The 22719-nt window shown below is 72.9% G+C and carries 22 protein-coding genes; 14 read left to right on the top strand and 8 right to left on the bottom strand.

The features are described from left to right. Positions 1 to 63: 63 nt before the first annotated feature. From ACIP82_RS06160 to ACIP82_RS06150, 3 genes are all read right to left on the bottom strand, one after another. Positions 64 to 2283, bottom strand: a complete 2220-nt coding sequence (locus ACIP82_RS06160; protein ID WP_363614548.1) for an NADP-dependent isocitrate dehydrogenase — start codon at positions 2281 to 2283, stop codon at positions 64 to 66. A 183-nt stretch (positions 2284 to 2466) separates the two neighbouring features. Further along, positions 2467 to 2823, bottom strand: a complete 357-nt coding sequence (locus ACIP82_RS06155; protein WP_400651389.1) for a DUF4180 domain-containing protein — start codon at positions 2821 to 2823, stop codon at positions 2467 to 2469. Beyond that, positions 2816 to 3244, bottom strand: coding sequence for a helix-turn-helix domain-containing protein (locus ACIP82_RS06150; protein ID WP_363614544.1), 429 nt, complete (start codon positions 3242 to 3244; stop codon positions 2816 to 2818). Before ACIP82_RS06150 ends, ACIP82_RS06155 begins: the two co-directional genes overlap by 8 nt. 214 nt (positions 3245 to 3458) lie before the next feature. Between ACIP82_RS06150 and ACIP82_RS06145 the strand changes: the two genes are divergently transcribed. Together ACIP82_RS06145 and ACIP82_RS06140 are read left to right on the top strand one after the other, a co-directional pair. Then, positions 3459 to 3758 carry an SAV_915 family protein gene (locus ACIP82_RS06145; protein ID WP_363614542.1) on the top strand — a complete coding sequence of 100 codons (300 nt, stop codon included), beginning with the start codon at positions 3459 to 3461 and terminating at the stop codon, positions 3756 to 3758. Next, complete coding sequence (locus tag ACIP82_RS06140) at positions 3755 to 4084, top strand: hypothetical protein (protein WP_363614540.1); 330 nt, start codon at positions 3755 to 3757, stop codon at positions 4082 to 4084. The genes ACIP82_RS06145 and ACIP82_RS06140 overlap by 4 nt, the downstream gene beginning before the upstream one ends. A gap of 62 nt (positions 4085 to 4146) precedes the next feature. On the opposite strand, the gene ACIP82_RS06135 is transcribed toward ACIP82_RS06140, so the two are convergent. Then, positions 4147 to 5016, bottom strand: coding sequence for an EamA family transporter (locus ACIP82_RS06135; RefSeq protein WP_400651385.1), 870 nt, complete (start codon positions 5014 to 5016; stop codon positions 4147 to 4149). 251 nt (positions 5017 to 5267) lie between these two features. Between ACIP82_RS06135 and ACIP82_RS06130 the strand changes: the two genes are divergently transcribed. Together ACIP82_RS06130 and ACIP82_RS06125 are read left to right on the top strand one after the other, a co-directional pair. Then, entirely contained in the window at positions 5268 to 6248 is a 981-nt protein-coding gene (locus tag ACIP82_RS06130; RefSeq protein WP_400651863.1) for a serine/threonine dehydratase, read from the top strand. A 315-nt stretch (positions 6249 to 6563) separates the two neighbouring features. After that, positions 6564 to 8240 carry an APC family permease gene (locus ACIP82_RS06125; RefSeq protein WP_400651382.1) on the top strand — a complete coding sequence of 559 codons (1677 nt, stop codon included), beginning with the start codon at positions 6564 to 6566 and terminating at the stop codon, positions 8238 to 8240. Between the two features lie 79 nt (positions 8241 to 8319). Here ACIP82_RS06125 and ACIP82_RS06120 read toward each other — a convergent pair whose 3' ends face one another. Beyond that, positions 8320 to 9945: an FAD-dependent monooxygenase gene (locus tag ACIP82_RS06120; protein ID WP_363614534.1), complete on the bottom strand. Its 1626-nt coding sequence runs from the start codon at positions 9943 to 9945 to the stop codon at positions 8320 to 8322. Between the two features lie 309 nt (positions 9946 to 10254). Between ACIP82_RS06120 and ACIP82_RS06115 the strand changes: the two genes are divergently transcribed. The 8 genes from ACIP82_RS06115 (at position 10255) to ACIP82_RS06080 (ending at position 16433) form a co-directional block, all read left to right on the top strand. After that, a complete protein-coding gene (locus ACIP82_RS06115; RefSeq protein WP_400651378.1) occupies positions 10255 to 11421 on the top strand; it encodes a SchA/CurD-like domain-containing protein in 1167 nt (388 codons plus the stop codon). Between the two features lie 40 nt (positions 11422 to 11461). Beyond that, the gene (locus tag ACIP82_RS06110; RefSeq protein ID WP_363614530.1) at positions 11462 to 11887 is read left to right on the top strand and encodes a cupin domain-containing protein; all 426 of its coding nucleotides are present in this window, start codon (positions 11462 to 11464) and stop codon (positions 11885 to 11887) included. Continuing rightward, on the top strand, positions 11884 to 13140 hold the full coding sequence (locus ACIP82_RS06105) for a beta-ketoacyl-[acyl-carrier-protein] synthase family protein (protein WP_363614528.1): 1257 nt from the start codon (positions 11884 to 11886) through the stop codon (positions 13138 to 13140). Before ACIP82_RS06110 ends, ACIP82_RS06105 begins: the two co-directional genes overlap by 4 nt. A 5-nt stretch (positions 13141 to 13145) precedes the next feature. Further along, positions 13146 to 14387, top strand: a complete 1242-nt coding sequence (locus tag ACIP82_RS06100) for a beta-ketoacyl synthase N-terminal-like domain-containing protein (RefSeq protein ID WP_363614526.1) — start codon at positions 13146 to 13148, stop codon at positions 14385 to 14387. A gap of 106 nt (positions 14388 to 14493) precedes the next feature. After that, a complete protein-coding gene (locus tag ACIP82_RS06095; protein ID WP_363614524.1) occupies positions 14494 to 14754 on the top strand; it encodes an acyl carrier protein in 261 nt (86 codons plus the stop codon). 1 nt (position 14755) lies between these two features. Continuing rightward, positions 14756 to 15211, top strand: a complete 456-nt coding sequence (locus ACIP82_RS06090) for an SRPBCC family protein (RefSeq protein WP_363614522.1) — start codon at positions 14756 to 14758, stop codon at positions 15209 to 15211. A gap of 5 nt (positions 15212 to 15216) precedes the next feature. Beyond that, positions 15217 to 15549, top strand: coding sequence for a TcmI family type II polyketide cyclase (locus tag ACIP82_RS06085; RefSeq protein WP_400651375.1), 333 nt, complete (start codon positions 15217 to 15219; stop codon positions 15547 to 15549). A gap of 218 nt (positions 15550 to 15767) precedes the next feature. Then, positions 15768 to 16433 (top strand): class F sortase, encoded by a 666-nt coding sequence (locus tag ACIP82_RS06080; RefSeq protein ID WP_400651373.1) that lies wholly within the window; start codon positions 15768 to 15770, stop codon positions 16431 to 16433. 265 nt (positions 16434 to 16698) lie between these two features. Here ACIP82_RS06080 and ACIP82_RS06075 read toward each other — a convergent pair whose 3' ends face one another. Continuing rightward, positions 16699 to 17730: a methyltransferase gene (locus tag ACIP82_RS06075; protein WP_363613859.1), complete on the bottom strand. Its 1032-nt coding sequence runs from the start codon at positions 17728 to 17730 to the stop codon at positions 16699 to 16701. Between the two features lie 128 nt (positions 17731 to 17858). Next, entirely contained in the window at positions 17859 to 18998 is a 1140-nt protein-coding gene (locus ACIP82_RS06070; protein ID WP_400651370.1) for a nitrous oxide reductase family maturation protein NosD, read from the bottom strand. A gap of 708 nt (positions 18999 to 19706) precedes the next feature. Here ACIP82_RS06070 and ACIP82_RS06065 point away from each other — a divergent pair. Both ACIP82_RS06065 and sph read left to right on the top strand, forming a co-directional pair. Further along, on the top strand, positions 19707 to 20648 hold the full coding sequence (locus ACIP82_RS06065; protein ID WP_400651367.1) for a deoxyribonuclease IV: 942 nt from the start codon (positions 19707 to 19709) through the stop codon (positions 20646 to 20648). Between the two features lie 165 nt (positions 20649 to 20813). Further along, positions 20814 to 21827: a sphingomyelin phosphodiesterase gene (sph, locus tag ACIP82_RS06060; RefSeq protein WP_400651364.1), complete on the top strand. Its 1014-nt coding sequence runs from the start codon at positions 20814 to 20816 to the stop codon at positions 21825 to 21827. 111 nt (positions 21828 to 21938) lie between these two features. Here the strand turns inward: sph and ACIP82_RS06055 are convergent, their stop codons facing one another. After that, positions 21939 to 22694, bottom strand: a complete 756-nt coding sequence (locus tag ACIP82_RS06055; RefSeq protein WP_400651361.1) for a transporter substrate-binding domain-containing protein — start codon at positions 22692 to 22694, stop codon at positions 21939 to 21941. Positions 22695 to 22719 lie beyond the last annotated feature (25 nt).

The raw sequence follows: 22719 nt of genomic DNA, 5'->3' as shown, positions 1-22719 counted from the left end.
CGCTGACGCGGAGAGGTCCCCGGGTCGTGGACCCGGGGACCTCCCTGTTCAGCTCGTCGACGGTCAGCCGAGGTTGGCCAGCGCCTCGTTGAAGGTCTTCGACGGACGCATCACGGCCGCGGCCTTGGCGGCGTCGGGCTGGTAGTAACCGCCGATGTCGACCGGCGAGCCCTGGACGGCGATCAGCTCCTCGACGATGACCGCCTCCTGGTCGGCCAGCGTCTTGGCGAGACCGGCGAACGCTTCGGCCAGCGCGGCGTCGGCGGTCTGCTGCGCCAGCTCCTGGGCCCAGTACAGGGCCAGGTAGAAGTGGCTGCCGCGGTTGTCGATGCCACCGAGGCGGCGGCTCGGCGACTTGTCCTCGTTGAGGAAGGTGCCGGTGGCGCGGTCGAGGGTGTCGGCCAGCACCTTGGCGCGGGGGTTGTCGGTGGTCTGGGCCAGGTGCTCGAAGCTGACCGCGAGGGCGAGGAACTCGCCCAGGCTGTCCCAGCGCAGGTAGTTCTCCTTGACCAGCTGCTGGACGTGCTTCGGGGCGGAGCCGCCGGCACCGGTCTCGAACAGGCCGCCGCCGTTCATCAGCGGGACGACCGACAGCATCTTGGCGCTGGTGCCCAGCTCCAGGATCGGGAACAGGTCGGTCAGGTAGTCACGCAGCACGTTGCCGGTGACCGAGATGGTGTCCTCACCGCGGCGGATGCGCTCCAGCGAGAACTTGGTGGCCTCGACCGGGGACTTGATCTCGATCTGCAGGCCGGCGGTGTCGTGCTCCGGCAGGTAGGTCTTGACCTTCTCGATCAGGACGGCGTCGTGCGCGCGGGTCTCGTCCAGCCAGAAGACGGCCGGGTTGCCGGTGGCGCGGGCGCGGGAGACCGCCAGCTTGACCCAGTCCTGGATCGGCAGGTCCTTGGTCTGGCAGGCACGGAAGATGTCGCCGGGCCGGACGGCCTGCTCCAGCACCACGTTGCCCTCGGTGTCGACCAGCCGGACGGTGCCGGCGGTGGCGATCTCGAAGGTCTTGTCGTGGCTGCCGTACTCCTCGGCCTTCTGCGCCATCAGGCCGACGTTCGGCACCGAGCCGATGGTCGCCGGGTCCAGGGCGCCGTGGGCGCGGCAGTCGTCGATGACGGCCTGGTACACGCCGGAGTAGCTGCTGTCCGGCAGGACGGCCAGGGTGTCGGCCTCCTTGCCGTCCGGGCCCCACATGTGGCCGGAGGTGCGGATCATGGCCGGCATCGAGGCGTCGACGATGACGTCGGACGGCACGTGCAGGTTGGTGATGCCACGGTCCGAGTCGACCATGGCCAGGGCCGGGCCCTCGGCCAGCTCGGCGTCGAACGAGGCCTTGATCTCGGCGCCGTTCGGGAGCGCGTCCAGGCCCTTGAGGATGGCGCCGAGGCCGTCGTTCGGGCTCAGGCCGGCGGCGGCGAGCGCCTCGCCGTACTGGGCGAAGGTCTTCGGGAAGAAGACGCGGACCACGTGGCCGAAGACGATCGGGTCGGAGACCTTCATCATGGTGGCCTTGAGGTGCACCGAGAACAGCACGCCCTCGGCCTTGGCCCGGGCGATCTGGGCGGCCAGGAACTCGTTCAGGGCGGCGGCGCGCAGCACCGAGGCGTCCACGACCTCGCCCGCGAGCACCGGCACCGACGGGCGCAGCACGGTGGTGGCGCCGTCCTCGGCCACCAGCTCGATGCGCAGCGAGCCGTCCGCGGCGATCACGGCGGACTTCTCGGTGGAGCGGAAGTCGTCGGCGCCCATGGTGGCGACGTTGGTCTTGGAGTCGGCCGTCCAGGCGCCCATGCGGTGCGGGTGCGCCTTGGCGTAGTTCTTGACCGAGGCGGGGGCGCGGCGGTCGGAGTTGCCCTCACGCAGGACGGGGTTGACGGCGCTGCCCTTGACCTTGTCGTAACGGGCGCGGACGTCCTTGTCCTCGTCGGTCTGCGGGTCGTCCGGGTAATCCGGCAGCGCGTAGCCCTGCTGCTGCAGCTCGGCGACGGCCGCCTTCAGCTGCGGGATGGAAGCCGAGATGTTCGGCAGCTTGATGATGTTGGCGCCCGGGGTCTTGGCGAGTTCGCCCAGCTCGGCGAGGGCGTCCTCGATCCGCTGGCCCTCCTCGAGACGCTCCGGGAAGCTCGCGATGATCCGCCCGGCCAGGGAGATGTCGCGAGTCTCCACCTGTACGCCGGCCGTCGAGGCGTAGGCCTGGACCACGGGCAGGAACGAATACGTTGCCAGGGCAGGCGCCTCGTCGGTGTGCGTATAGATGATGGTCGAGTCAGTCATCGGTACTCCGCTTCACGTCTCCAACGTCTTGATGTCAAGATATCTCGTGATTGCCCCTTCGCTCCACCTCCCCCCGCTCCGGAGCGCACGCCGGGCGCCCGGTGGGCTCGTCGGGAGTCAGCTCCACCGTCGTCCCGGGGCGGGCCCGGGGCAAACGGAGCACCGCCGGAACCGGCCCAAGACCTAGGACTGTCCGGCCAGGCGCCGGTCGAACTCGGCGGTGTCGGACACGAACCAGAGCTGGCGGCCGCCGTTGCTCTCGCGGACGAAGTCCCGCAGGGCGCCGCTGGCGGCGGTGTGCCGGGAGATGTCGCCGACGACGGCCAGGCCCAGGCGGTAGTTGGCGAACTTCTGGACGATCCCGCCGGCGATCCGGGTGCTCAGCCGGAAGAAGTCGTCCTCGAGGCGGGCCACCGGGACGACGACCCAGGTGGCGCCCTGCCCGAAGGCGTCGCCGATCACGTCGGTCGCGTCGCGCTCGTCGCGCAGCGGCGGGCCGTCGGCGGGCAGCCACAGGACGGTGGCGGTGGGCTCAGACATGGCGGTTCTCCCCGATCAGCGCGTTGACGATGGCGAGCAGCTCCGCGGTGTCGGCGAGCCCGCCCAGAATGATCACCTTGAGCGCCGACCGCTCCTCGTGGTGGACGGTCTCGACGAACAGCCGGCCGCCGGCCGCCCGGGGGCCGGCGATCGCGGCCATGACCGTGTTGCTCAGGCGCGCGGCCTCCTCGACGCCGACGCCGTCGATCCGGACGACCGTGGACGCCTCGGCGTGCCGCCGCTCCGGCTCGGGGGCCGGGGCCGGGGTGCCGGTGAACGCCTCCAGGTCGGAGCGGGTGATCCGGTACTGCTTGCCGATCCGCGTCGCCTTCAGCCGACCGTCCCGGACGTAGCCGCGGACGGTGCGGACGTGCAGGCCCAGCAGTTCGGCCACCTGTTCCACCGAGTAGTACTGCGACACCGACCGCCACTCCCTTCCCATTTCCCTATGCTTACGCAAACTACCATTCGGATGGTCCTTATAGGTAACGATAGTGACGGTTCACGGGCAGGCCGCCGGGCCGAACGTCAAGAGTCCGTCAACGCCGCGTCAGGACGGGCGCCGCCGGGCGGAACGCGGCCTAGCGTCGAGGAAGCAGTTCCGGCAGGCCCCTCCACCACTCGGGAGCACCCGCATGGCCCGCGTCGTCTGGCACGTCCCGGTCACCGTCACCGGACGCACCACCGTCCTCCGCCTCTTCCGCCTGCGCGACGGCCGCCGCCGCGCGGTCGGCTTCAGCTCCGCCGAGGCGCCGGCCGCCCTCCTCGGGCCGGCCCGGTCCGCCACCGAACCCGGTGAACCGGCCCTGCGCGGGCTGACCACCCCGCTCGGCGTCGACACGCTGGTGCTCGACCCCCGACTGGTGGCGCCGCCGGTCGCCGGCACCGCCGCCCGTCCGACACCCGCCGCGGCCGCACAGCTCCAGCACCGGTGACGGCTCTCCAGCTGCTCCCCGGAGACCGGCAGCCCGAACGGGCCAGGACACTGCATGCCCTGGCCCGGATCCGCTTCGGCCCGGTGCCGCTCGACTTCGACCGGCTCGCCGCCGAGTTCCCCGCCGTCCAGAGCGGTCTCGCCCTCGCCGGCGAGGCCGACCTGGAGCTCCGTCTCGCCTGCACCGGCCCCGAGGAGTTACGCGCCATCTCCACCGCGCTGCTCCGCGCGGGCGCCGCACGCGTCAGGATCGACCTCGTCCTGCGCGCGCTGGCGCCCGCCGCGCCCGCGCTGCGGTCACTGCCCGCGCCCGCCCGGAGCCGCTGACCGGGGAACCCGGTCCGCCCGCCGCCCCCGAGGGTGCGACGGGCGGACCGGCCCGGGGCCGCTCAGCCGGACTCGCGGGCGAGGGCGGCGACGGCGGTGAGCAGCAGGGCGGAGCCGGCCAGGAGCGCGGGGGTCACCTCCTCGTCGAAGAGGGCGGTCGCGATCAGCGCCGCCGTGGCGGGTTCGAGCAGGACGAGGACCGAGGCGGTGGCGCCGGGGACGACGGTGAGACCGGCGAAGTACCAGCGGTAGGCGAGCAGGGTCGGCACCGTGCCGAGGAAGAGCAGGGCGCCGGCCGTCAGGGCGAGGTCGCCCGCGGTGGGCAGGACACCGGCGGCCGCGGCCGCCGGCAGCAGGCAGAGCGTGCCGGTCGCGAACGCGCCCGCCGTGGCCCCCGTCGAGCCGCCGCCGCGCGCCCAGAGGGTCAGTCCGCTCTGCACCGCGCCCGCCAGCACGGCGAGCGCGACACCGAGCGCCGGGCGCGGGCCGGCCGCCGGGGCGGCGACCAGCAGCGCCAGCCCGGCCAGTGCCAGGGCGATCGCGGACACCGCCCGTACGGTGAGGCGCTCGCCGAGCAGCAGATGGGCGCCCAGGCTGGTCAGGACGGGCCCCGCGCCGATGGTGATCAGGGTGCCCAGCCCGAGGCCCGCGTACTGCACCGAGCCGAAGTAGGCGGCCTGGCTGACGGCCAGCCCGAGCCCGGTGAGGACGGCGGCCCCGCGCCGGCCGGGCGTGGCGCGGCGCCGGCCGGACGGCAGGAGGGTCAGACAGGCGGCGGCAACGGCCAGGCGCCAGAAGCAGACGGACACCGGGCCCAGTCCGCTGGTGCGCAGCAGCAGCGCCGCCGCCGCTCCGCCCACGCCCCAGGCGACCGCGGCGGCCGAGATGGACAACAGGCCGCGCCGGAACGGCACGGCGGTGTGCGAGGTCATGCGTCGGTTCTCCACGATGAGATGCCGGATGAGGTCCGCGGGTGGTGCGGGCGGCAGCTATCGACCCGGTGGCGGCAGGGCCGCCGGGCAGGGAGTCGTGGAGTGTGCCGCCCGCTATCGGACGGGCGGCGGCAGGATCACAGGACGCATACGGGTCAGGGTACGCGGCCGGGCCGTCGACGACGGCCCGGGCCCGGGCCGCCCGCGGCCTTCTCATCGTTCGCTTGCGCAACGTACGGTCGGGCCGGGACATGGTGGAGGTCGGCCTCCGCCCCCGGGCGGAGGAGAGCAGCGGCGTGGACCACCTGACATACGACGAGGTCAAGGCGGCCGGGGAGCGGATCGCGGGCCGGGTACGGCCGGTGGCGGTGGCGCCGGGGGACGACGGCGGACGGGTCTGGCTGGCGCTGGAGTTCCTGCAGCACACCGGGAGCTTCAAGGCGCGCGGGGCGCAGAACTTCCTGCTGGCGCACGCCGAGGCGGGCGGCCTGCCGGCGGCCGGGGTGACCATCGCGTCGGGCGGGAACGCGGGGCTGGCCTGCGCCTGGGCGGCGCGTGAACTCGGCGTGCGGGCCACGGTGTTCCTGCCGGAGACGGCACCGGCGGTGAAGCTGGCCCGGCTGCGCTCGTACGGTGCCGAGGTGCGGCTCGCGGGCTCCGAGTACGCGGAGGCGCTGGCCGCCTGCGCGGAGTTCGCGGCGGAGAGCGGCGCGCTGACCTCGCACGCGTACGACCACCCGCTGATCGCGGCCGGGGCGGGCACCGTCCTGGAGGAGATCCGGGCCCAACTGCCGGGCCTGGACACGGTGGTGGTGTCGGTGGGTGGCGGCGGGCTGTTCGCGGGCGTGGCGGCCGCCGCCCGGGAGCACGGCGTCCGGGTGGTGGCGGTGGAGCCGGAGCGCAGCCGGGCGCTGAACGCGGCGCTGGCGGCGGGTCACCCGGTGGACGTCACGGTGGATTCGGTCGCCGCCGACGCGCTGGGGGCCCGCCGGGCCACCGCGCTCGCCGTGCACGCCGCCCAGCACGACGGTGTGCGTTCGGTGCTGGTCCCGGACACCGCCATCGTCCGGGCCCGGCAGGAGCTGTGGGACGAGCGCCGGATCGCGGTGGAGTACGCGGCCGCCACCGCCCTCGCCGCCGTGGAGGCGGGGGAGGCCGCGGAGGGCGAGCGGGTCGCCGTGCTGCTCTGCGGCGCCAACACCGACCCGTCGGACCTGGCGGCAACCCGCTAGCGGGCGGAGGAAGTTCGTACCCGCCCGCCCCTGGAAGGCGCCGCATCACCATGCGGCGCCTTCCATTTCCATAAGCGCGTCGGCCGTTCACAATGCCACCCTCGGGGGCATTCTCAATTCCCGCTCAAATCCCCGGACCTACTGATCGGTCACGTAACGAGTCCGCGACCGCACCACCCCCTACCAGCGCGTATATCCAGAAAAGTACGTAAACATTCAGTAACGGAATCTGTGCAGGCGCCTCTGCATGCGCCTACTGTGTGGCAACTCTCCTTGCTCCGACCACCGGGGCCCCCACACACAGAGAGACGACGAATGGTTTCCCTCAACCAGCTGTCCTCGCCGGGCACGGGCACCGGCTCCGATTCCCCCACCGGAGCCCCCAGTCCCTCCCACCGCTCGTTGCGCCGCGAGGTCGGCCTGATCGGCCTGCTATGGGCTTCGGTCGGCTCCATCATCGGCTCCGGCTGGCTGTTCGGCGCCAAGAACGCCGTCGTGGTGGCGGGCCCGGCGGCTGTCGTCTCCTGGGGCATCGGCGCGGTCGCGATCGTCCTGCTCGCGCTGGTGCACGCCGAGCTCGGCGGGCTCTTCCCGGTCTCCGGCGGCACCGCGCGCTACCCGCACTACGCCTTCGGCGGCCTGGCCGGCATGTCGTTCGGCTGGTTCACCTGGCTGCAGGCCGCGACGGTGGCGCCGATCGAGGTCGAGGCGATGATCGGCTACGCCGGGCACTGGGAGATCGCGCGGAGCCTGCTCAACGACAACGGTACGCTCACCGCGAGCGGTTTCGTGGTGGCGACCTTCCTGATGGCGATCTTCGTCGCCGTCAACTTCCTCGGCGTGCGGGTGCTGGCCCACACCAACAGCGTCGCGACCTGGCTGAAGATCTTCGTCCCGCTGTTCGCCATCTTCGTGCTCGCCGTGACCAACTTCCACGGCTCCAACTTCACCTCGCACGGCTTCGCGCCGTTCGGCGTCAAGGGCGTGCTGGCCGCGATCAGCTCCAGCGGTGTGATCTTCGCCCTGCTCGGCTTCGAGCAGGCGATCCAGATCTCCGGTGAGAGCCGCAACCCCAAGCGCGACATCCCCCGCGCGGTGCTCGGCTCGGTGGCCGTCGGCACCCTGATCTACACCCTGCTCCAGGTCGTCTTCATCGGCGCGCTGCCCGCCACCTCCTTCGCGGGCGGCTGGGGCAACCTCGACTTCCCCGGCATCGAGGGCCCGTTCGCCGGCCTCGCCACCCTGATCGGCCTCGGCTGGCTCGCCTGGGTGCTCTACTTCGACGCCATCGTCTCCCCCGGCGGCACCGGCCTGATCTACACCACCTCGACCTCCCGGATCTCGCTCGGCCTGAGCAAGAACGGCTACGCGCCGCAGCTCTTCGAGCGGCTGGACAAGCGCGGGGTGCCGTGGTTCGGGCTGATCACCTCCTTCGTCACCGGGGTGATCTGCTTCCTGCCCTTCCCCAGCTGGCAGGAGCTGGTCGGCTTCATCACCTCCGCCAGCGTGCTGATGTACGCCGGTGCCCCGCTGGCCTTCGGCGCGCTGCGGCGCCGGCTGCCCGAGCGTGAGCGCTCCTACCGGCTGCCGCTGGGCGGGCTGATCTCCCCGGCCGCGTTCGTGGTCTCCAGCCTGATCATCTACTGGTCCGGCTGGCACACCCTGTCCCGCCTGGGCGTCGCGATCCTGATCGGCTACGCCCTGCTCGGCGGCTACGCCGCGTACGCGATCCGCAAGGGCCTGCCGAACGCGCCCCGGCTGGAGTGGCGCGCCGCCCAGTGGCTGCCGGTCTACCTGGTCGGCCTCGGGATCATCTCCTGGCAGGGCGGCTTCGGCGACGGCCTGGGCAACCTGCCGATGTGGTGGGACATCGCCGTGGTCGCCGTCTTCTCGCTCGTGGTCTACTTCTGGGCGATCCGGGTCGCCCTGCCCACCGACGCGATCGAGCGCAACATCGAGGACGTCGAGGTGGTCGACGAGGGCGGCCACTGACCCTCCGCGCCACCCGCGTGTGGGCCCGCCGATCCGGCGGGCCCACACGTCGTCCGGGGCACGTCCGACGGCTCCCGCCCTACAGCTTCAGCACCGCCCGCAGCGCCGCCGCCACGGCCGCCTCCGGATCGTCCACGGCCCCCTCCGAGCGCCAGGCGACGAAGCCGTCCGGGCGGACCAGCACCGCGCCGTCCCGCCGGACACCGTGCAGCTCGGCGAAGTCCGCGCCCGGCTCGGGCGCCAGGTCGTCCTCCGCGCCGGTGCCGATCCGGTAGCCGTCCAGCGGCACGGCCAGCCGGTCGGCGGCCCGCCGGGCGCCCTCCTGCCAGGCCGTCCCCTCGGGGCCGGTGAGCAGCACCATCGTCTGCTCGTACAGGTCCAGGGTGGAGAGCCGGACCCCGGCCCGCAGCAGCCACTGGTGCGGCGCCCGGCTGCCGGGCTCGCCCGCCGACTCGAACCGCTCCGGCACCACCGCACCGGCCGGGTCCGCCCCCGCCACCGCGCCCACCGGGTAGCGGTAGCCGAGCGCCACCGCCAGCACCCCGGCCTGCCGGCCGGCCCCCGGGACCACCGAGTACCCGGGGTGGCTGTGCTCGGCGGACCGGGCCGAGGCCCGCGCGCTGGTGACCTCGGCGACCGGGCGGCGCTCCTGACCGTACGTCTCCAGCAGCTCCGGGCCGGCCCAGCCGCAGAGCACCGCGGCCAGCTTCCAGGCCAGGTTGTGCGCGTCCTGGATGCCGGTGTTGGAGCCGAACGCGCCGGTCGGCGACATCTCGTGCGCCGAGTCCCCGGCCAGGAAGACCCGCCCGCCGGAGTAGCGCTCCGCCACCCGCTCCGCCGCGTGCCAGGGCGCCCGGCCGGTCACCTCCACGTCCAGGTCCGGCATACCGATGGCGGCCCGGATGTGCCGCACGCACCGCTCGTCGGTGAACGCCTCCAGCGGCTCGCCGTCCTCGGGGTGCCAGGGCGCGTGGAAGACCCACTCCTCCTGGTTGTCCACCGGCAGCAGCGCGCCGTCGGCCGTCGGGTTGGTCAGGTAGCAGGCGATGAAGTGGCGGTCGCCCACCACCTCGGCCAGCCGCTTGGCCCGGAAGGTGATGCTGACGTTGTGGAACAGCTCGCCCTTGCCGGTCTGGCCGATGCCCAGCCGCTCCCGGACCGGGCTGCGCGGACCGTCCGCCGCCAGCAGGTACCGCGCCAGCACCCGCCGCTCCTCGCCGGTCTCCCGGCTGCGCAGCAGCGCCGTCACCCCGTCGGCGTCCTGTTCGAAGGAGACCAGCTCGGTGCTGAAGCGGACGTCCCCGCCCAGCTCGCGGGCCGACCGCAGCAGCACCGGCTCCAGGTCGTTCTGGCTGCACAGGCACCACGAGCTGGGGCTGAACCGGGCCAGCCGGCCGCCGGGGTCGATCTCCCGGAACAGCCACTCCTGCTCCTCACCGGTCAGCGAGGGGGCCTGCAGGATGCCGTGGTTCGCGGCGAGCACCGAGGCCGCCTCACGGATCGCCGGCTCGATGCCGGCCACCCGGTAGAGCTCCATCGTGCGGACGTTGTTGCCTCGGCCACGCGGGTGATGCGAGGTGTCCGCGTGCTTCTCGACCAACAGGTGTCTGACACCCAGTCGGCCCAGGAAGAGGGAGGCCGACAGCCCGACCAGCGAGCCGCCGACGATCAGGACCGGCACCCGGTCGTCAACTTTCGGATTCATCAGTTGCTCCAGCCTGTAAGGGGATCCGCGGCACCGCCGCGGTGGCCCATGCCGCCCTCCGCGGGGCCGGCGTGGACGGCCCCCGTCCTTCCATCCCCCGCGCCGACGGCCTTCTGCCGCCCCTTCGCCCGGATGGCCCGCATATCTCGCGCCGTCCGTGGGCTCCGCGCACGATCGACCTCAGGCCTGGCGCCGACCGCCCGGGCCGAACGCCTCCGCCCGCCGCACCGCCCGCCGTCCCACCCGAGATCCCCGCCGGACGCCGCCCACCGCGGCCCGCGGCGAGCGGCCCAGAGCAGAAAGTGGATCATGACGACTCTGTCAGAACCTCAGGCGCGGCAGCACGCCGACTCCGACACCCGGCTCCGGGTGGTGCTGATGCTGGAGATCCAGGACGGCGCCCAGCAACGCTTCCTCGACGTCTACGAGAACCTCCGCCACCAGGTGGCCTCGGTTCCCGGCCACGTCAGCGACCAGCTCTGCCAGTCGATCAACGACCCGCGGCAGTGGCTCATCACCAGCGAGTGGCGGGACCAGGAGACCTTCCTGAAGTGGGTGGAAAGCCCGGCGCACCGCGAGATGGTCAAGCCGATGCACGGCTGCGTCAGCGACACCTTCCGCTCGATGCGCTACACCATCCTCCGGGAGACCTCCGTGGCCGGGGCCACCGGCACCGCCCGCCCCGTCGAGGTGCCGCCCGGCCTGCCGCGCACCACGCCCGCCGGACACGTCGGCCCGCCGAAGGCCGACCCCGGCCCGGACGGCGTCGTCCGGCACGCCCTCACCTTCACCGTCAAGCCCGGCAGCGAACACGAGGTGGCCCGGATCCTGTCCGGCTACACCTCGCCCAAGGCCGAGGTGGACGAGACCACCCGGCTGCGCCGCACCTCGCTGTTCATGCACGGCAACCGGGTGGTCCGGGCCGTCGAGGTGATCGGCAACCTCGGCGACGCGCTGCGCCATGTCGCGATGCAGCCCGAGGTGCGGAGCGTCGAGGCGGAGCTCAACCCCCATCTGGAGGAGGCCCGCCAGCTCGGTGACCCGCAGTCCGCGCGCGCCTTCTTCGCCCGCGCCGCGCTGCCCGCCGGACACCAGGCGGTCGCCGGCTCCCCCACCGCCGGCCGGCTGCACCGGCACGCCGTGCTCTACCCGGTGAAGCCCGGCAGCGGGCAGGAGGTCGCCGACCTGCTCTCGGCGTACGACGACGAGGCCACCGCCGACCCGACCGGGCCGGTCGTGACCGGCACCGTCTTCCACCGGGACGACACCGTGGTCCGCCTGGTGGACCTCCGGGTGCCCGCCGAGGCCGACCCGGCGGCGGCGCTCGGCGTGGCGGGCGAGCGCGAGGCCGCCGCCCTCGGCCGGCTGCTCGACCTAGGCCCCGGGGGCGACCTGCGCACCGTCGCCGGGCTCAGCCGCTTCCTCGCCGCCCGGGCCATGAGCCCGGTCACCGACCGCAGCTCGCAGGACAGCTGACCAACCACCCGATCCCAGCCCAGCCCCGGAGGAAGAAACCATGTCCACGCAGTACCCACGGATCGTGCACGTCGACGAGGCGCCGGAGAACCGTCGGCGCGGAGGCGATCTGCGCGCCATGCTCACCCCGACCACCTGCGGCGCCACCAGCGGGTTCATGGGCCTGGCCATCGTGCAGCCCGGCGAGCGGATCGGCGAGCACTACCACCCGTACTCCGAGGAGTTCGTGTTCGTGGTCTCCGGCGACCTGGAGGTGGACCTGGACGGCGTCACCCGCACGCTCAAGCCCGACCACGGCCTGATGATCCCGCTCAACATGCGCCACCGCTTCCGCAACGTCGGCGACACCGAGGCCCGGATGGTCTTCCACCTCGGCCCGCTGGCACCGCGCCCGGAACTCGGCCACGTCGACACCGAGGAGACCGCGACGTCCGGCCCGCCGGAACACGCCAAGGCGGCTTCGTGACCAGGCGTGTCGCCGTCACCGGAATCGGCGTGGTCGCACCCGGAGGCGTGGGCGTGCCGGCCTTCTGGCGGCTGCTCACCTCCGGCCGGACGGCGACCCGGGGCATCACGCTCTTCGACCCCGCCGGATTCCGTTCCCGGATCGCCGCCGAGTGCGACTTCGACCCGGCGGCCCACGGGCTGAGCCAACATGACGTCCAACGAGCCGACCGCTACGTGCAGTTCGCGATGGTGGCGGCGGACGAGGCGATCGCCGACGCGGGCCTGGACCTGGCCGCCGAGGACCCGTGGCGGATCGGCGTCTCGCTCGGCACCGCCGTCGGCGGCACCACCCGGCTGGAGCACGACTACGCCCTGGTCAGCGCCGGCGGCGCGCGCTGGGACGTCGACCACCTGCGGGCCGAGCCCCAGCTGCACCGGGCCTTCGCGCCCAGCACCCTCGCCTCGACCGTCGCCGAACGGGTCGGCGCCCACGGCCCGGTGCAGACGGTCTCCACCGGCTGTACCTCGGGGCTGGACGCGATCGGCTACGCCTTCCAGGCGGTCGAGGAGGGGCGCACCGACATCTGCGTCGCCGGTGCCTCCGACTCACCGATCTCCCCGATCACCGTCGCCTGTTTCGACGCCATCAAGGCCACCAGCGAGCGCAACGACGACCCGGAGCACGCCTCCCGCCCCTTCGACGCCCACCGGGACGGCTTCGTGCTCGGCGAGGGCGGCGCCGTCCTGGTGCTGGAGGAGCTGGAGCACGCCCGCCGTCGCGGCGCCCGGATCTACGGCGAGATCGGCGGCTTCGCCACCTTCGGCAACGCCTACCACATGACCGGCCTCACCCAGGAGGGGCTGGAGATGTCCCGGGCGATCGACGACGCCCTCGACCACGCCCGGGTGGACCGCACCGGCGTCGACTACGTCAACGCGCACGGCTCGGGCACCAAGCAGAACGACCGGCACGAGACGGCGGCCGTCAAACGTTCCCTCGGCGGGCACGCGTACAAGACGCCGATGAGCTCGATCAAGTCGATGGTCGGGCACTCGCTCGGCGCGATCGGCGCGATCGAGCTGGTCGCCTGCACCCTCGCGCTGGCCCACGGCGTGGTACCGCCGACCGCCAACTACGAGACTCCGGACCCGGAGTGCGACCTCGACTACGTACCGCGCACGGCGCGGGAGCTGCCACTCCGTCACATCCTGTCGGTCGGCAGCGGATTCGGCGGATTCCAGTCCGCCGTTGTGCTCAACAGAACGGGGTGAGATCCATGACGTCACGTCAACAGGGCCGCCGGTCAGCGGTCACCGGCCTGGGCGTGGTGGCGCCGAACGGCGTGGGGGCCGACGCCTTCTGGAAGGCCACCAGGCAGGGCGTGAGCGTCCTCGACCGGATTTCCCGCGAGGGCTGCGCGGATCTTCCGCTGCGCGTCGCGGGCCAGGTGCGGGACTTCGACCCGCAGGCCGTGATCGACGGCCGCTACCTCGTACAGACCGACCGCTTCACGCACTACGCGATGGCGGCCGCCGACCTCGCGGTGGCGGACGCCGGGTTCAGCCCCGACCCCAAGGATCCGTTCACGGTCGGCGTGGTGACCGCGGCCGGCTCGGGCGGCGGCGAGTTCGGCCAGCGCGAACTCCAGCAACTCTGGGGTCAGGGGCCGAAGTTCGTCGGCCCCTACCAGTCCATCGCCTGGTTCTACGCGGCCAGCACCGGCCAGATCTCGATCCGCGGCGGCTACAAGGGCCCCTGCGGGGTGGTCGCCAGCGACGAGGCCGGCGGCCTGGACGCGCTCGCGCACGCCGCCCGCGCGATCGAGCGCGGCACCGACGCGGTGGTGGTCGGCGCCGCCGAGGCCCCGCTGGCGCCGTACTCGATGGTCTGCCAGCTCGGCTACCCCGAACTCAGCCTCGCCGAGCACCCGGACCGGGCCTATCTGCCGTTCTCCCCCGCCGCCAACGGCTTCGCCCCCGCCGAGGGCGGCGCGATGCTGCTGCTGGAGGACGAGGAGGCCGCCCGCCGGCGCGGCGCCACCGTCCGTGCCCTGCTGGTGGGACACGGCGCCACGTTCACCGGCGCCTCCCGCTGGGAGGATTCCCGCGAGGGTCTGGCCAACGCCATCCGGATAGCGATGAACGACGCGCGGATCGCCGCGGAGGAGATCGACGTGGTCTTCGCCGACGCCCTCGGTGTCCCGGCCGCCGACCGAGCCGAGGCCCTCGCCCTGGCCGACGCCCTCGGCCCGTACGCCGAACGCGTCCCGGTGACAGCACCCAAGACCGGCACCGGACGCGCCTACTGCGGCGCGCCGATGCTGGACACGGCCGCCGCCGTCCTCGCGATGGAGGACGGCGTCCTGCCGCCCACCCCCAACGTCACCGAGGTCTGCCATGAGCTCGCCCTGGTGACCGGCCATGCCCGACCGGCCGAACTGCGCACCGCGCTGGTGCTCAGCCGCGGGCTGATGGGCTCCAACGCCGCGCTGGTGCTCCGGCGCGGCCGGCTGGACTGACCGGGCCCGACCGTTCCCCCGGTCCGGCTCGGCTCGGCTCCCGATCGCCTGTCGGCCCGCCTGTTGATCCGTCTGTTGATCCGCTCTTGTTTTGAAGGGACATCCCGTGAACAACACCCTCAGCTATCCCGAACTGGCCGCCCTGATCCAGGCCCGGGCCGGCGTCGTGGTCAACCCGCTCGACCTGGAGCGCCCGGGCGCGAGCTTCGACCAGTTCGGCGTGGACTCCCTCGGTCTGCTCGGCGTGGTCGGCGAGCTGGAGAACCGGCACGGACTCAAGGTCGCGTCCGGCGCGGAGTCGTCCAAGACCCCGGCCGAGTTCGTGGAACTGGTCAACGCCTCGCTCTCCACCACGGCAGGTGCCTGAGATGCCCGGACACACGGACAACGAGATCGTCATCGCCGCGCCGCTCGACCTGGTCTGGGAGATCACCAACGACCTGGAGAACTGGCCGCAGCTGTTCAGCGAGTACGCCTCGGTCGAGGTGCTGGAGCGGGAGGGCGACAGCGTGCGCTTCCGGCTCACCATGCACCCCGACGAGAACGGCCAGGTCTGGAGCTGGGTCTCCGAGCGCACCACCGACCGGGCCTCGCTCGCGGTGCGCGCCCGCCGGGTCGAGCCCGGGCCGTTCGAGTTCATGGACATCCGCTGGGAGTACGCGGAGGTCCCGGCCGGCACCCGGATGCGCTGGATCCAGGACTTCGCGATGAAGCCCACCGCGCCGGTCGACGACAAGGGCATGGTCAACCACATCAACCGCAACTCGCGGGTCCAGATGCAGCTGATCCGCGAGAAGGTCGAGAAGCAGGCCGGGGAGGTGTGAACGGGATGCACCGCGCACTGATCGTCGCCCGGATGAAGCCGGACGCGGCCCAGGGCATCGCCGACGTGTTCGCCGAGTCGGACCAGGGCGAACTGCCGCACCTGATCGGCGTCACCGGCCGCAGCCTGTTCCAGTTCGGCGACGTCTACCTGCACCTGATCGAGGCCGACCGCCCGCCCGGCCCGGCCGTCGCCAAGGTGATCGGCCACCCGGAGTTCCGGCAGGTCAGCGACCGTCTCACGGCCTACGTGCAGGCGTACGACCCGGCCACCTGGCGGGAGCCCAAGGACGCCATGGCGCGTGAGTTCTACCGCTGGGAGCGCGGCGGGCCCAACTGACCTGCCCCGCCCTCCGTGGAACCGCCCCCGGCCCGCGCCGGGGGCGGTCCACAAGACCGAGGAGAAGACGCCGCACAGCGGCGCGCACACCGGCGGTGGCGGCCTGGCGCTGCCCGGCGGCGGGCTCGCCTCCCCGCCACGGCCACCGCCTCCCGCACCGGCCCCGGCGACGGCACCCGGAGCGGCGCACCCGACATTGATGCCGAAGGAGTGGAGTGATGGCCGGTCCCGTCCCTGGTACGTCCCGGCTGCTGCGCACGGGTATGGGCGCGATGGCGACCGGTCTGCTGCTGATCTACAACTCGGTCGGCGCGAAGCCCTCGTCCGGACCGGTGCTGGGCCTGGCCGCTCCCCCGGCCGCCATCGGGGCCGCCGGGGCCGGTCCGGGTTCGGCCGCCGCACCGGGGGCGCCGGCGCTGAAGCCGGCCATTCCGACCCGGCTGCGGATCCCGCAGATCGCCGTGGACGCGCCGTTCACCGAGCTCACCCTGGACGCGGCCGGCCAGCTCAACGCGCCGCCCCTGGACGACAAGAACCTGGTCGGCTGGTACCGGGACGGCGCCACCCCCGGCGAGCGCGGCAGCGCGGTGGTGGCCGGGCACGTGGACACCGCCAAGGGTCCGTCGGTGTTCCTGCTGCTCAGCCTGCTGCTGCCGGGCAACAGGGTCGAGGTGACGCGCGCGGACGGCACGGTCGCCGTCTTCTCGGTGGACTCCGTGGAGACCTTCGCCAAGAACGCCTTCCCCGACCAGAAGGTGTACGGGAACACGCCGGACGCGCAGCTGCGGCTGATCACCTGCGGCGGTACGTACGACCGCACGCGCCACGACTACCTGGACAACGTGGTGGTCTTCGCGCACCTGGAGTCCTCGCACAGGGCCTGACGGGCGCGCTGACACGGGGCTCGGCTCCTGGTCCGGTGTACGGCTGGACGCGCGGCCCGGGCTGCGGGACCCGGCCATGGCGGCGGGGGGGGGGGGGGGGGGGGGGGGCCGGGGGCGGGCCCCCCCCCGGGGGGGGGGGGGGGGGGCCGCCGCCGGCCCCGCCGGGGGGGGGGGGGCGGGGGGGGGGGGGGGGGGGCCCGGGGGGGGGGGGGGGGGGCCCCCCCCCCCCGGGGGCCCGGCCCCCGCCCGCGTGTGCCGGAGCCGGTCAGCCGCGCACGGTGGCCTCGAAGGCGTGCAGGTACGGGTTGACCGGGTGGACGTCCGCGACGTCGAGGCCGGCCTGCTCCATCAGCCGCACCATGCTCGCCCTGGAGTGCTTGGCGCCGCCGACGTTGAGCAGCAGCATCAGGTCCATCGCGGTGGTGAAGCGCATCGAGGGGCTGTCGTCGACCAGGTTCTCGACCACCACGACGCGGGCACCGGGCCGGGCCACCGCGACCACGTTGGCGAGGGTGCGGCGGGTGCTCTCGTCGTCCCACTCCAGGATGTTCTTGATGATGTAGAGGTCGGCGCGGACCGGGATGTCCACCCGGCAGTCGCCGGGCACCAGCCGGGCCCGGGCGGAGAAGGCGCCGCCGTCCCGGAGTCGGGCATCGGCCCCGCTGACGACCTTGGGCAGGTCGAGCAGGGTGCCGTGCAGTGCCGGGTACCTCTCCAGCAGGCTGGCCAGCACATGGCCCTGGCCGCCGCCGATGTCGACCACGGAGTCGATCCCGGTGAGGTCCAGGTAGTCGGCCAGGTCCGCGGCGGACTGCCGGCTGGAGGTGGTCATCGCCTTGTCGAAGACCTTCGCCGAGTCGACTCCATCGCTGTGCAGGTAGTCGAAGAACTCCTTGCCGAACAGCTCGGGGAAGACGTTGCGGCCTGAGCGGACGGCCTCGTCCAGCCTCGGCCAGGCCTCCCAGGTCCACGGCTCGGTGCACCAGAGGGAGATGTAGCGCAGGCTGTTGGGGGTGTCCTCGCGCAGCAGGCGGGACATCTCGGTGTGCTCGAAGCAGTCGTCGCCGCTCTCGACGAAGATGCCGTAGCAGCTCAGGGCGCGCAGCAGGCGGCGCAACGGCTCGGGTTCGGTGTCGAGTCTGACGGCGAGGTCGGTGACGGTGGTGGGGGTGTCGCCGAGCGCGTCGGCGACACCGAGCCGGGCGGCCGCGCGGACGGCGGCGGCGCAGGCGGCGCCGAAGACGATTTCCCGCAGGCGCATCGCGGCCTGCGGGGTGGTGACGGGTGCGATGGTCATGGACCGTCTTTCTGCTGGTGGCTGGGGGTGTGCGAGCGCGGGGGCCGGAGGCCGGGGGTTTGGAGGCCTGGCGGGTCCGTGGGGCGGGACGTCGTGTGGCGGCGTGCCACGGAGCGGGCGGGCGCGGTTCAGCAGTGGCCGGCCGGCTCGGAGGTCTGGCACTGGTTGCGGGCGAAGGAGTTGCTGGTGCCGGTGTCGCGATCGGCGAGGTCGGCCGGGCCGTTGCCAGTCACGAAGTTGCCGGTGACGGTGTTACGGGCGTTGGGCACGCCGACCATGCTGGGGAAGAGGACGATGCCGCCGGACATCGGGGAGGCGCCCACGTTGTCGCGGACCTGGTTGTCCGTCACCGCGGTTTCCTCGGCGCCGGTGAGCAGGATGCCGGTGCCCTGGATGTAGTCCAGGCGCGGGTTGGGCGGGCAGTACTTGTTGTTGGCGACGACCTGGTTGCGGCTGACCGTCAGCGCGCCGGCCCGGGGCACGCCCTCGTCGCCGACGATGAAGACACCGCCGCAGTTGCCGTGGATGTCGTTCTGGTCGACGCTCAGGTCGCGCAGGCGGCGGACGGTGACACCGATCCGGTTGTCGGCGAGCACGTTGCCGCTGACCACGGTGCCCTCGGTGTCGATGGCACCGCCCTCGCTGTCCACGGAGTTGGCGAGGAAGACCCCGGACTGGCCGTTGCGGGTGGACTCGTTGCCGGAGATCACGGCCCGGGTGGACCGTTCCTGGCTGATGCCCTGCTGCCCGTTGTCGTGGACGTGGACCGAGCGCACGGTCATGCCGGTGGTCTCGGTGGCGTCGATGCCGTTCTTGCGGAAGCCGGTGACGGTGAGGTTCGCGATCTGGACGTCGGCGAGGCGGTGCCCCTCGGTGCCGACCACGCAGAGGCCGTGCCCGGCGGTGGCACAGGCGTTGGCGGCGGCATTGGCCGTGGTGGTGGCGTTGGCCGTGGTGGTAGTGGCGGTGGCGGGGGCGACGGCGCCGGGAATGGCGGTGTCAGGGGTGATCACGCTCTCCGGGCCGGCGCCGCGCAGGGTGAGCCCGGGGGTGGTGATCCGGACGCTGCCCCGGTAGGTGCCGGGGAACAGCTGGATGGTGTCGCCGGGGAGGGCCGCGTCCACGGCCTGCTGAATCGATTCTCCTGGCTGGACGATGTACAGAGCGCCGACCGCGTGGGCCGGGGGCACGGCGGCCAGGGCCGTGGTCAGAACGGTGGTGGTGGCGGCGGTGGCCGCAGCGAGGTGGTGGACCCGTCGCGTGGGCATGAGTGACGACCTGCTTTCTTACGCGCTCGCGGGGATGCCGACACGGTGACGCGGTGTGCGCGCGGGACGACTGCCGGTAGGTGTCGGCCGAGTCGACGCTATGGGCCCGCGAGTGGCCCCGCCACCAGGGTTGGGCTACGGGGCTGACAGGGCGTCGGCCATGCGCCGTACCCGTCGGCGTGGCGCACGGCGCGGCGCGCGGGGCAGGGCGTAACGGAGGCGGGCGCGGGAGGAGGCGCGACGGCCCTCCGGCCGCGCGGGCGGACGGGCGGACGGGCGGACGGACGGGCGGGCGGACGGACGGACGGGCGGACGGGCGGACGGGCGGACGGACGGGCGGACGGACGGGCGGACGGACGGACGGACGGGCGGACGGACGGACGGACGGGCGGACGGACGGACGGGCGGACGGACGGAAGCGCTGGGGACAGCCATGACGGGGAGTGCCGTGACGGAGGATGCCGTGACGGGGGGTCGGGCGCTGGGGGCAGAGGTCGGTCTGCGGCCGGGGCGGCACCGTCCGAGCCGAAGACACCGGCGCGCAGGTCGACCGTCTCGATGGGCTCGGCACTGGTCGTGGATGCCTCCGCCGGGTTGCCGATCTGTCACAGATGGTGACCGGGCCGGCGCCATCCGGTCTAGCGTTCGAGCCTGGCCTCACTCGATGGAGTGGAGCGGGCGCCCGACGCGCGTGGCATGCTCGGGGCCATGAGCACCGCAGCCGCACCGCCCGTCAGCACCGTCCGCAACCCGATCGGGGCCCATGTGCCGGTGGCCGCGCGCGGGCTGGCGGGGACGGGTCTGGCGTACGCGCGGCGGGTGGGCGCCGAGACGGTGCAGGTGTTCGTGGCGAACCCGCGCGGCTGGGCCACTCCCCCGGGCAACCCGGTGCAGGACGAGAAGTTCCGCACCGCCTGCGCCGAGCAGGGCGTTCCGGCATACGTCCACGCGCCGTACCTGATCAACTTCGGCTCGGACAACGCGGCGACCCGCGAACGCTCGGCCGACTCACTGCGGCACTCGCTGCTGCGCGGGCACGCGATCGGCGCGCTGGGTGTGGTCCTGCACACCGGTTCGGCGGTCGGCTCGGCGCCCGGCGGCGGTTCGCGGCGGGCGGAGGCGATGGCGCAGGTCCGCGCGGACGTCCGGCCGCTGCTGGACGAGCTGGACGCGCTCGGCGAGTCCGCGCCCCGGCTGCTGCTGGAGCCGACCGCCGGCCAGGGCAGTTCGCTCTGCTCGCGGATGGAGGACCTGGCCGAGTACCTGGACGCGCTGGACGGCCACCCCAGGGTCGGGGTCTGCCTGGACACCTGTCACGCCTTCGCGGCCGGCCACGACCTCGCCGCCCCCGGCGGCACCCGGGAGGCGCTGGACGCGCTGGTCGCGGCCGCCGGGCCGGGGCGGCTGCGGCTGATCCACGCCAACGACTCGGAGGACGTGGTCGGTGCCCGCAAGGACCGGCATGCCAACATCGGCGCCGGGTTGATCGGCGCGGAGCCGTTCCGGGAGCTGTTCGAGCACCCGGCGACGGTCGGTGTCCCCCTGGTCGTCGAGACCCCGGACCGCAAGCACGGCGGGGACGGCACCGGTCACGCGATGGACATCGCGACGCTGAAGGAGCTGCGCGCACGGGCCGCCGTGCCGGCGTAGCGCGCCGCCGGGGGGCCGGAAAGCAGAGGGTGGGGCGGGAAGCCGTCCAGGCAAGTCGGCCCGATCGAGGGAGAGTTGGCCAGACAGCTTTACATTACCGATGAGTTCATATGGTTATCGTCCGACGTCTTGCCGGGCGTGGCCGAGCGCGCGTTGACTGCGCGCATGCCAACTCCTGCCGCCCCCCGCCGGGCCCCGCGCCTCGCCCTCGTCTGCGCGGCCGCCGCCGCGCTGCTCGCTCCCTCCGCCGCCGCCACCGCCTCCGCCGCTGCGCCCGCACCCGTGCCCGCAGCGGCGCCGGCGCCCGTGCCGGCGCTCAACGTGCTGACGTACAACGTCTTCCTGATGAGCAAGAACCTCTACCCCAACTGGGGCCAGGACTACCGGGCGAAGGCGATCGCGGCCGCCGACGTCTTCCGGGGCCACGACGTGGTCGTGCTCCAGGAGGCCTTCGACAACGCCGCGTCCGACCTGCTCACCGCGCAGGCCTCCGCCGCGTACCCGTACCACACCCCCGTGGTCGGCCGCTCGACCAGCGGCTGGGACGCCACCAACGGCAGCTTCAGCGCCGCGACCCCGGAGGACGGCGGGGTGACCCTGCTCAGCAAGTGGCCGATCCTGCGCAAGGAGCAGTATGTCTTCAAAGACGCCTGCGGCAGCGACTGGTGGTCGAACAAGGGCTTCGTCTACGCGGTGCTGAACGTCAACGGCGTGCGCACCCACGTCATCGGCACCCACCTGCAGTCCACCGACAGCGGCTGCTCCGCCGGGCAGCCGGCGGCGGTCCGGGCGGCACAGCTGAAGGCGATGCGGGCGTTCGTCGACGGCAAGAACATCCCGGCCGCCGAACCGGTGCTGATCGCGGGCGACCTCAACATCGACTCGCACGGCTCCGAGTACCCCGCGCTGCTCGCCAACGCGGGCGTCGCCCCGGCCGACGCGCGGACCGGCTGGGCCAACTCCTTCGACACCGTCGACAACTCGATCGCCGCCTACCGCTACCCCGGCGAACCGAAGGAGGACCTGGACTACGTCCTCTACCGCGCCGACCACGCCCGGCCGGCGACCTACACCAACACGGTGGTCCGCCTCCACAGCACGCCGTGGACGGTGAGCAGTTGGGGCACCAGCTACACCTACCAGGACCTCTCCGACCACTACCCGCTGACGGCCGGATAGGGCCCGCCCACGGCCGGGGCCCCGGCAGCCCCGGAGGCCCCGGCCAGGTGGAGGCCGGGGCAGCCGTCAGCGTTCGTGCCCGCTCTGCGCGGGTGGACGGCCGACCACCCACTACCCGACTCTGTCACGGCACGAGAACGTGTCGATGTCGGTTTCCGAGGGCCTGTAGTGGCTCTGCCAGTTCGGATCGGCAGCGACGATGCTGGACAATTCGATGCTGAAGTCCTGGCTCCAGGCAGCCGTTTTCACATAGTTCTTCAGCTTCTCCTTGATCTTCTGACACTCCGAGCGATTTCCCTTGGGGATCCCGATGCCGTAGTACTGCGCCTCCCCGATGTGCAGATTCGGGACGACGGTGAGCTCCGGATAGAGCTGGGTGAAGCCGTACAGGATCATCTGGTCGGTGGAGACGGCGGCCGCCTGCCCTGACTTGAGATCCTCGACGCACTGGGAGGCGGTGGGCGCCTGGTAGGACACCATTCCCGTGGTCCTCTTGTCGACCACCCGCGTCGAGGTGGTACCCGACCAGGTGCAGACCTTCTTCCCCGCCAGGTCGTCCAGGGTGCGAACCTGCGGCCCCTTCGCGAGCACGAGGAAGCCCTGGTACGTGACGGCGTAGGGGCCCGCGAAGTCGTGGGCGGGCAACCCGTTGGTACCCTGCAGACGCTCGTTGTTGATCGAGTACGTGGCGACCACGAGATCGATGCCGTGCTTTCCGTCAAGTACCACCTGGCGGTCCTGGGACGGCACGTCCTCATACTGGGGCAGCTTGCCGAGCGCCCCGGCGACGGCCTCGGCGACCCGCCAATCGAACCCTGACCGCTTGTAGTCGTGTGAATAACCTGTACCCGGCTGGTCGTTCTTCATGGCGACTCGAATCGTTCCCCCCGCA

Origin of the sequence: Kitasatospora sp. NPDC088548, assembly GCF_044753005.1 — a bacterium.
Lineage (GTDB): Bacteria > Actinomycetota > Actinomycetes > Streptomycetales > Streptomycetaceae > Kitasatospora.
The sequence above is the reverse complement of the archived record's forward strand: the minus strand, read 5'-3'. Positions and strand labels throughout refer to the sequence as shown.

Bases quoted from the DNA above. Each gene is read 5' to 3' on its own strand.
- ACIP82_RS06160 (WP_363614548.1), bottom strand. From the start codon at position 2,283: ATGACTGACTCGACCATCATCTATACGCACACCGACGAGGCGCCTGCC.
- ACIP82_RS06155 (WP_400651389.1), bottom strand. From the start codon at position 2,823: ATGTCTGAGCCCACCGCCACCGTCCTGTGGCTGCCCGCCGACGGCCCG.
- ACIP82_RS06145 (WP_363614542.1), top strand. From the start codon at position 3,459: ATGGCCCGCGTCGTCTGGCACGTCCCGGTCACCGTCACCGGACGCACC.
- ACIP82_RS06135 (WP_400651385.1), bottom strand. From the start codon at position 5,016: ATGACCTCGCACACCGCCGTGCCGTTCCGGCGCGGCCTGTTGTCCATC.
- ACIP82_RS06130 (WP_400651863.1), top strand. From the start codon at position 5,268: ATGGTGGAGGTCGGCCTCCGCCCCCGGGCGGAGGAGAGCAGCGGCGTG.
- ACIP82_RS06125 (WP_400651382.1), top strand. From the start codon at position 6,564: ATGGTTTCCCTCAACCAGCTGTCCTCGCCGGGCACGGGCACCGGCTCC.
- ACIP82_RS06120 (WP_363614534.1), bottom strand. From the start codon at position 9,945: ATGAATCCGAAAGTTGACGACCGGGTGCCGGTCCTGATCGTCGGCGGC.
- ACIP82_RS06115 (WP_400651378.1), top strand. From the start codon at position 10,255: ATGACGACTCTGTCAGAACCTCAGGCGCGGCAGCACGCCGACTCCGAC.
- ACIP82_RS06110 (WP_363614530.1), top strand. From the start codon at position 11,462: ATGTCCACGCAGTACCCACGGATCGTGCACGTCGACGAGGCGCCGGAG.
- ACIP82_RS06100 (WP_363614526.1), top strand. From the start codon at position 13,146: ATGACGTCACGTCAACAGGGCCGCCGGTCAGCGGTCACCGGCCTGGGC.
- ACIP82_RS06090 (WP_363614522.1), top strand. From the start codon at position 14,756: ATGCCCGGACACACGGACAACGAGATCGTCATCGCCGCGCCGCTCGAC.
- ACIP82_RS06085 (WP_400651375.1), top strand. From the start codon at position 15,217: ATGCACCGCGCACTGATCGTCGCCCGGATGAAGCCGGACGCGGCCCAG.
- ACIP82_RS06080 (WP_400651373.1), top strand. From the start codon at position 15,768: ATGGCCGGTCCCGTCCCTGGTACGTCCCGGCTGCTGCGCACGGGTATG.
- ACIP82_RS06075 (WP_363613859.1), bottom strand. From the start codon at position 17,730: ATGACCATCGCACCCGTCACCACCCCGCAGGCCGCGATGCGCCTGCGG.
- ACIP82_RS06070 (WP_400651370.1), bottom strand. From the start codon at position 18,998: ATGCCCACGCGACGGGTCCACCACCTCGCTGCGGCCACCGCCGCCACC.
- ACIP82_RS06065 (WP_400651367.1), top strand. From the start codon at position 19,707: ATGAGCACCGCAGCCGCACCGCCCGTCAGCACCGTCCGCAACCCGATC.
- sph (WP_400651364.1), top strand. From the start codon at position 20,814: ATGCCAACTCCTGCCGCCCCCCGCCGGGCCCCGCGCCTCGCCCTCGTC.
- ACIP82_RS06055 (WP_400651361.1), bottom strand. From the start codon at position 22,694: ATGAAGAACGACCAGCCGGGTACAGGTTATTCACACGACTACAAGCGG.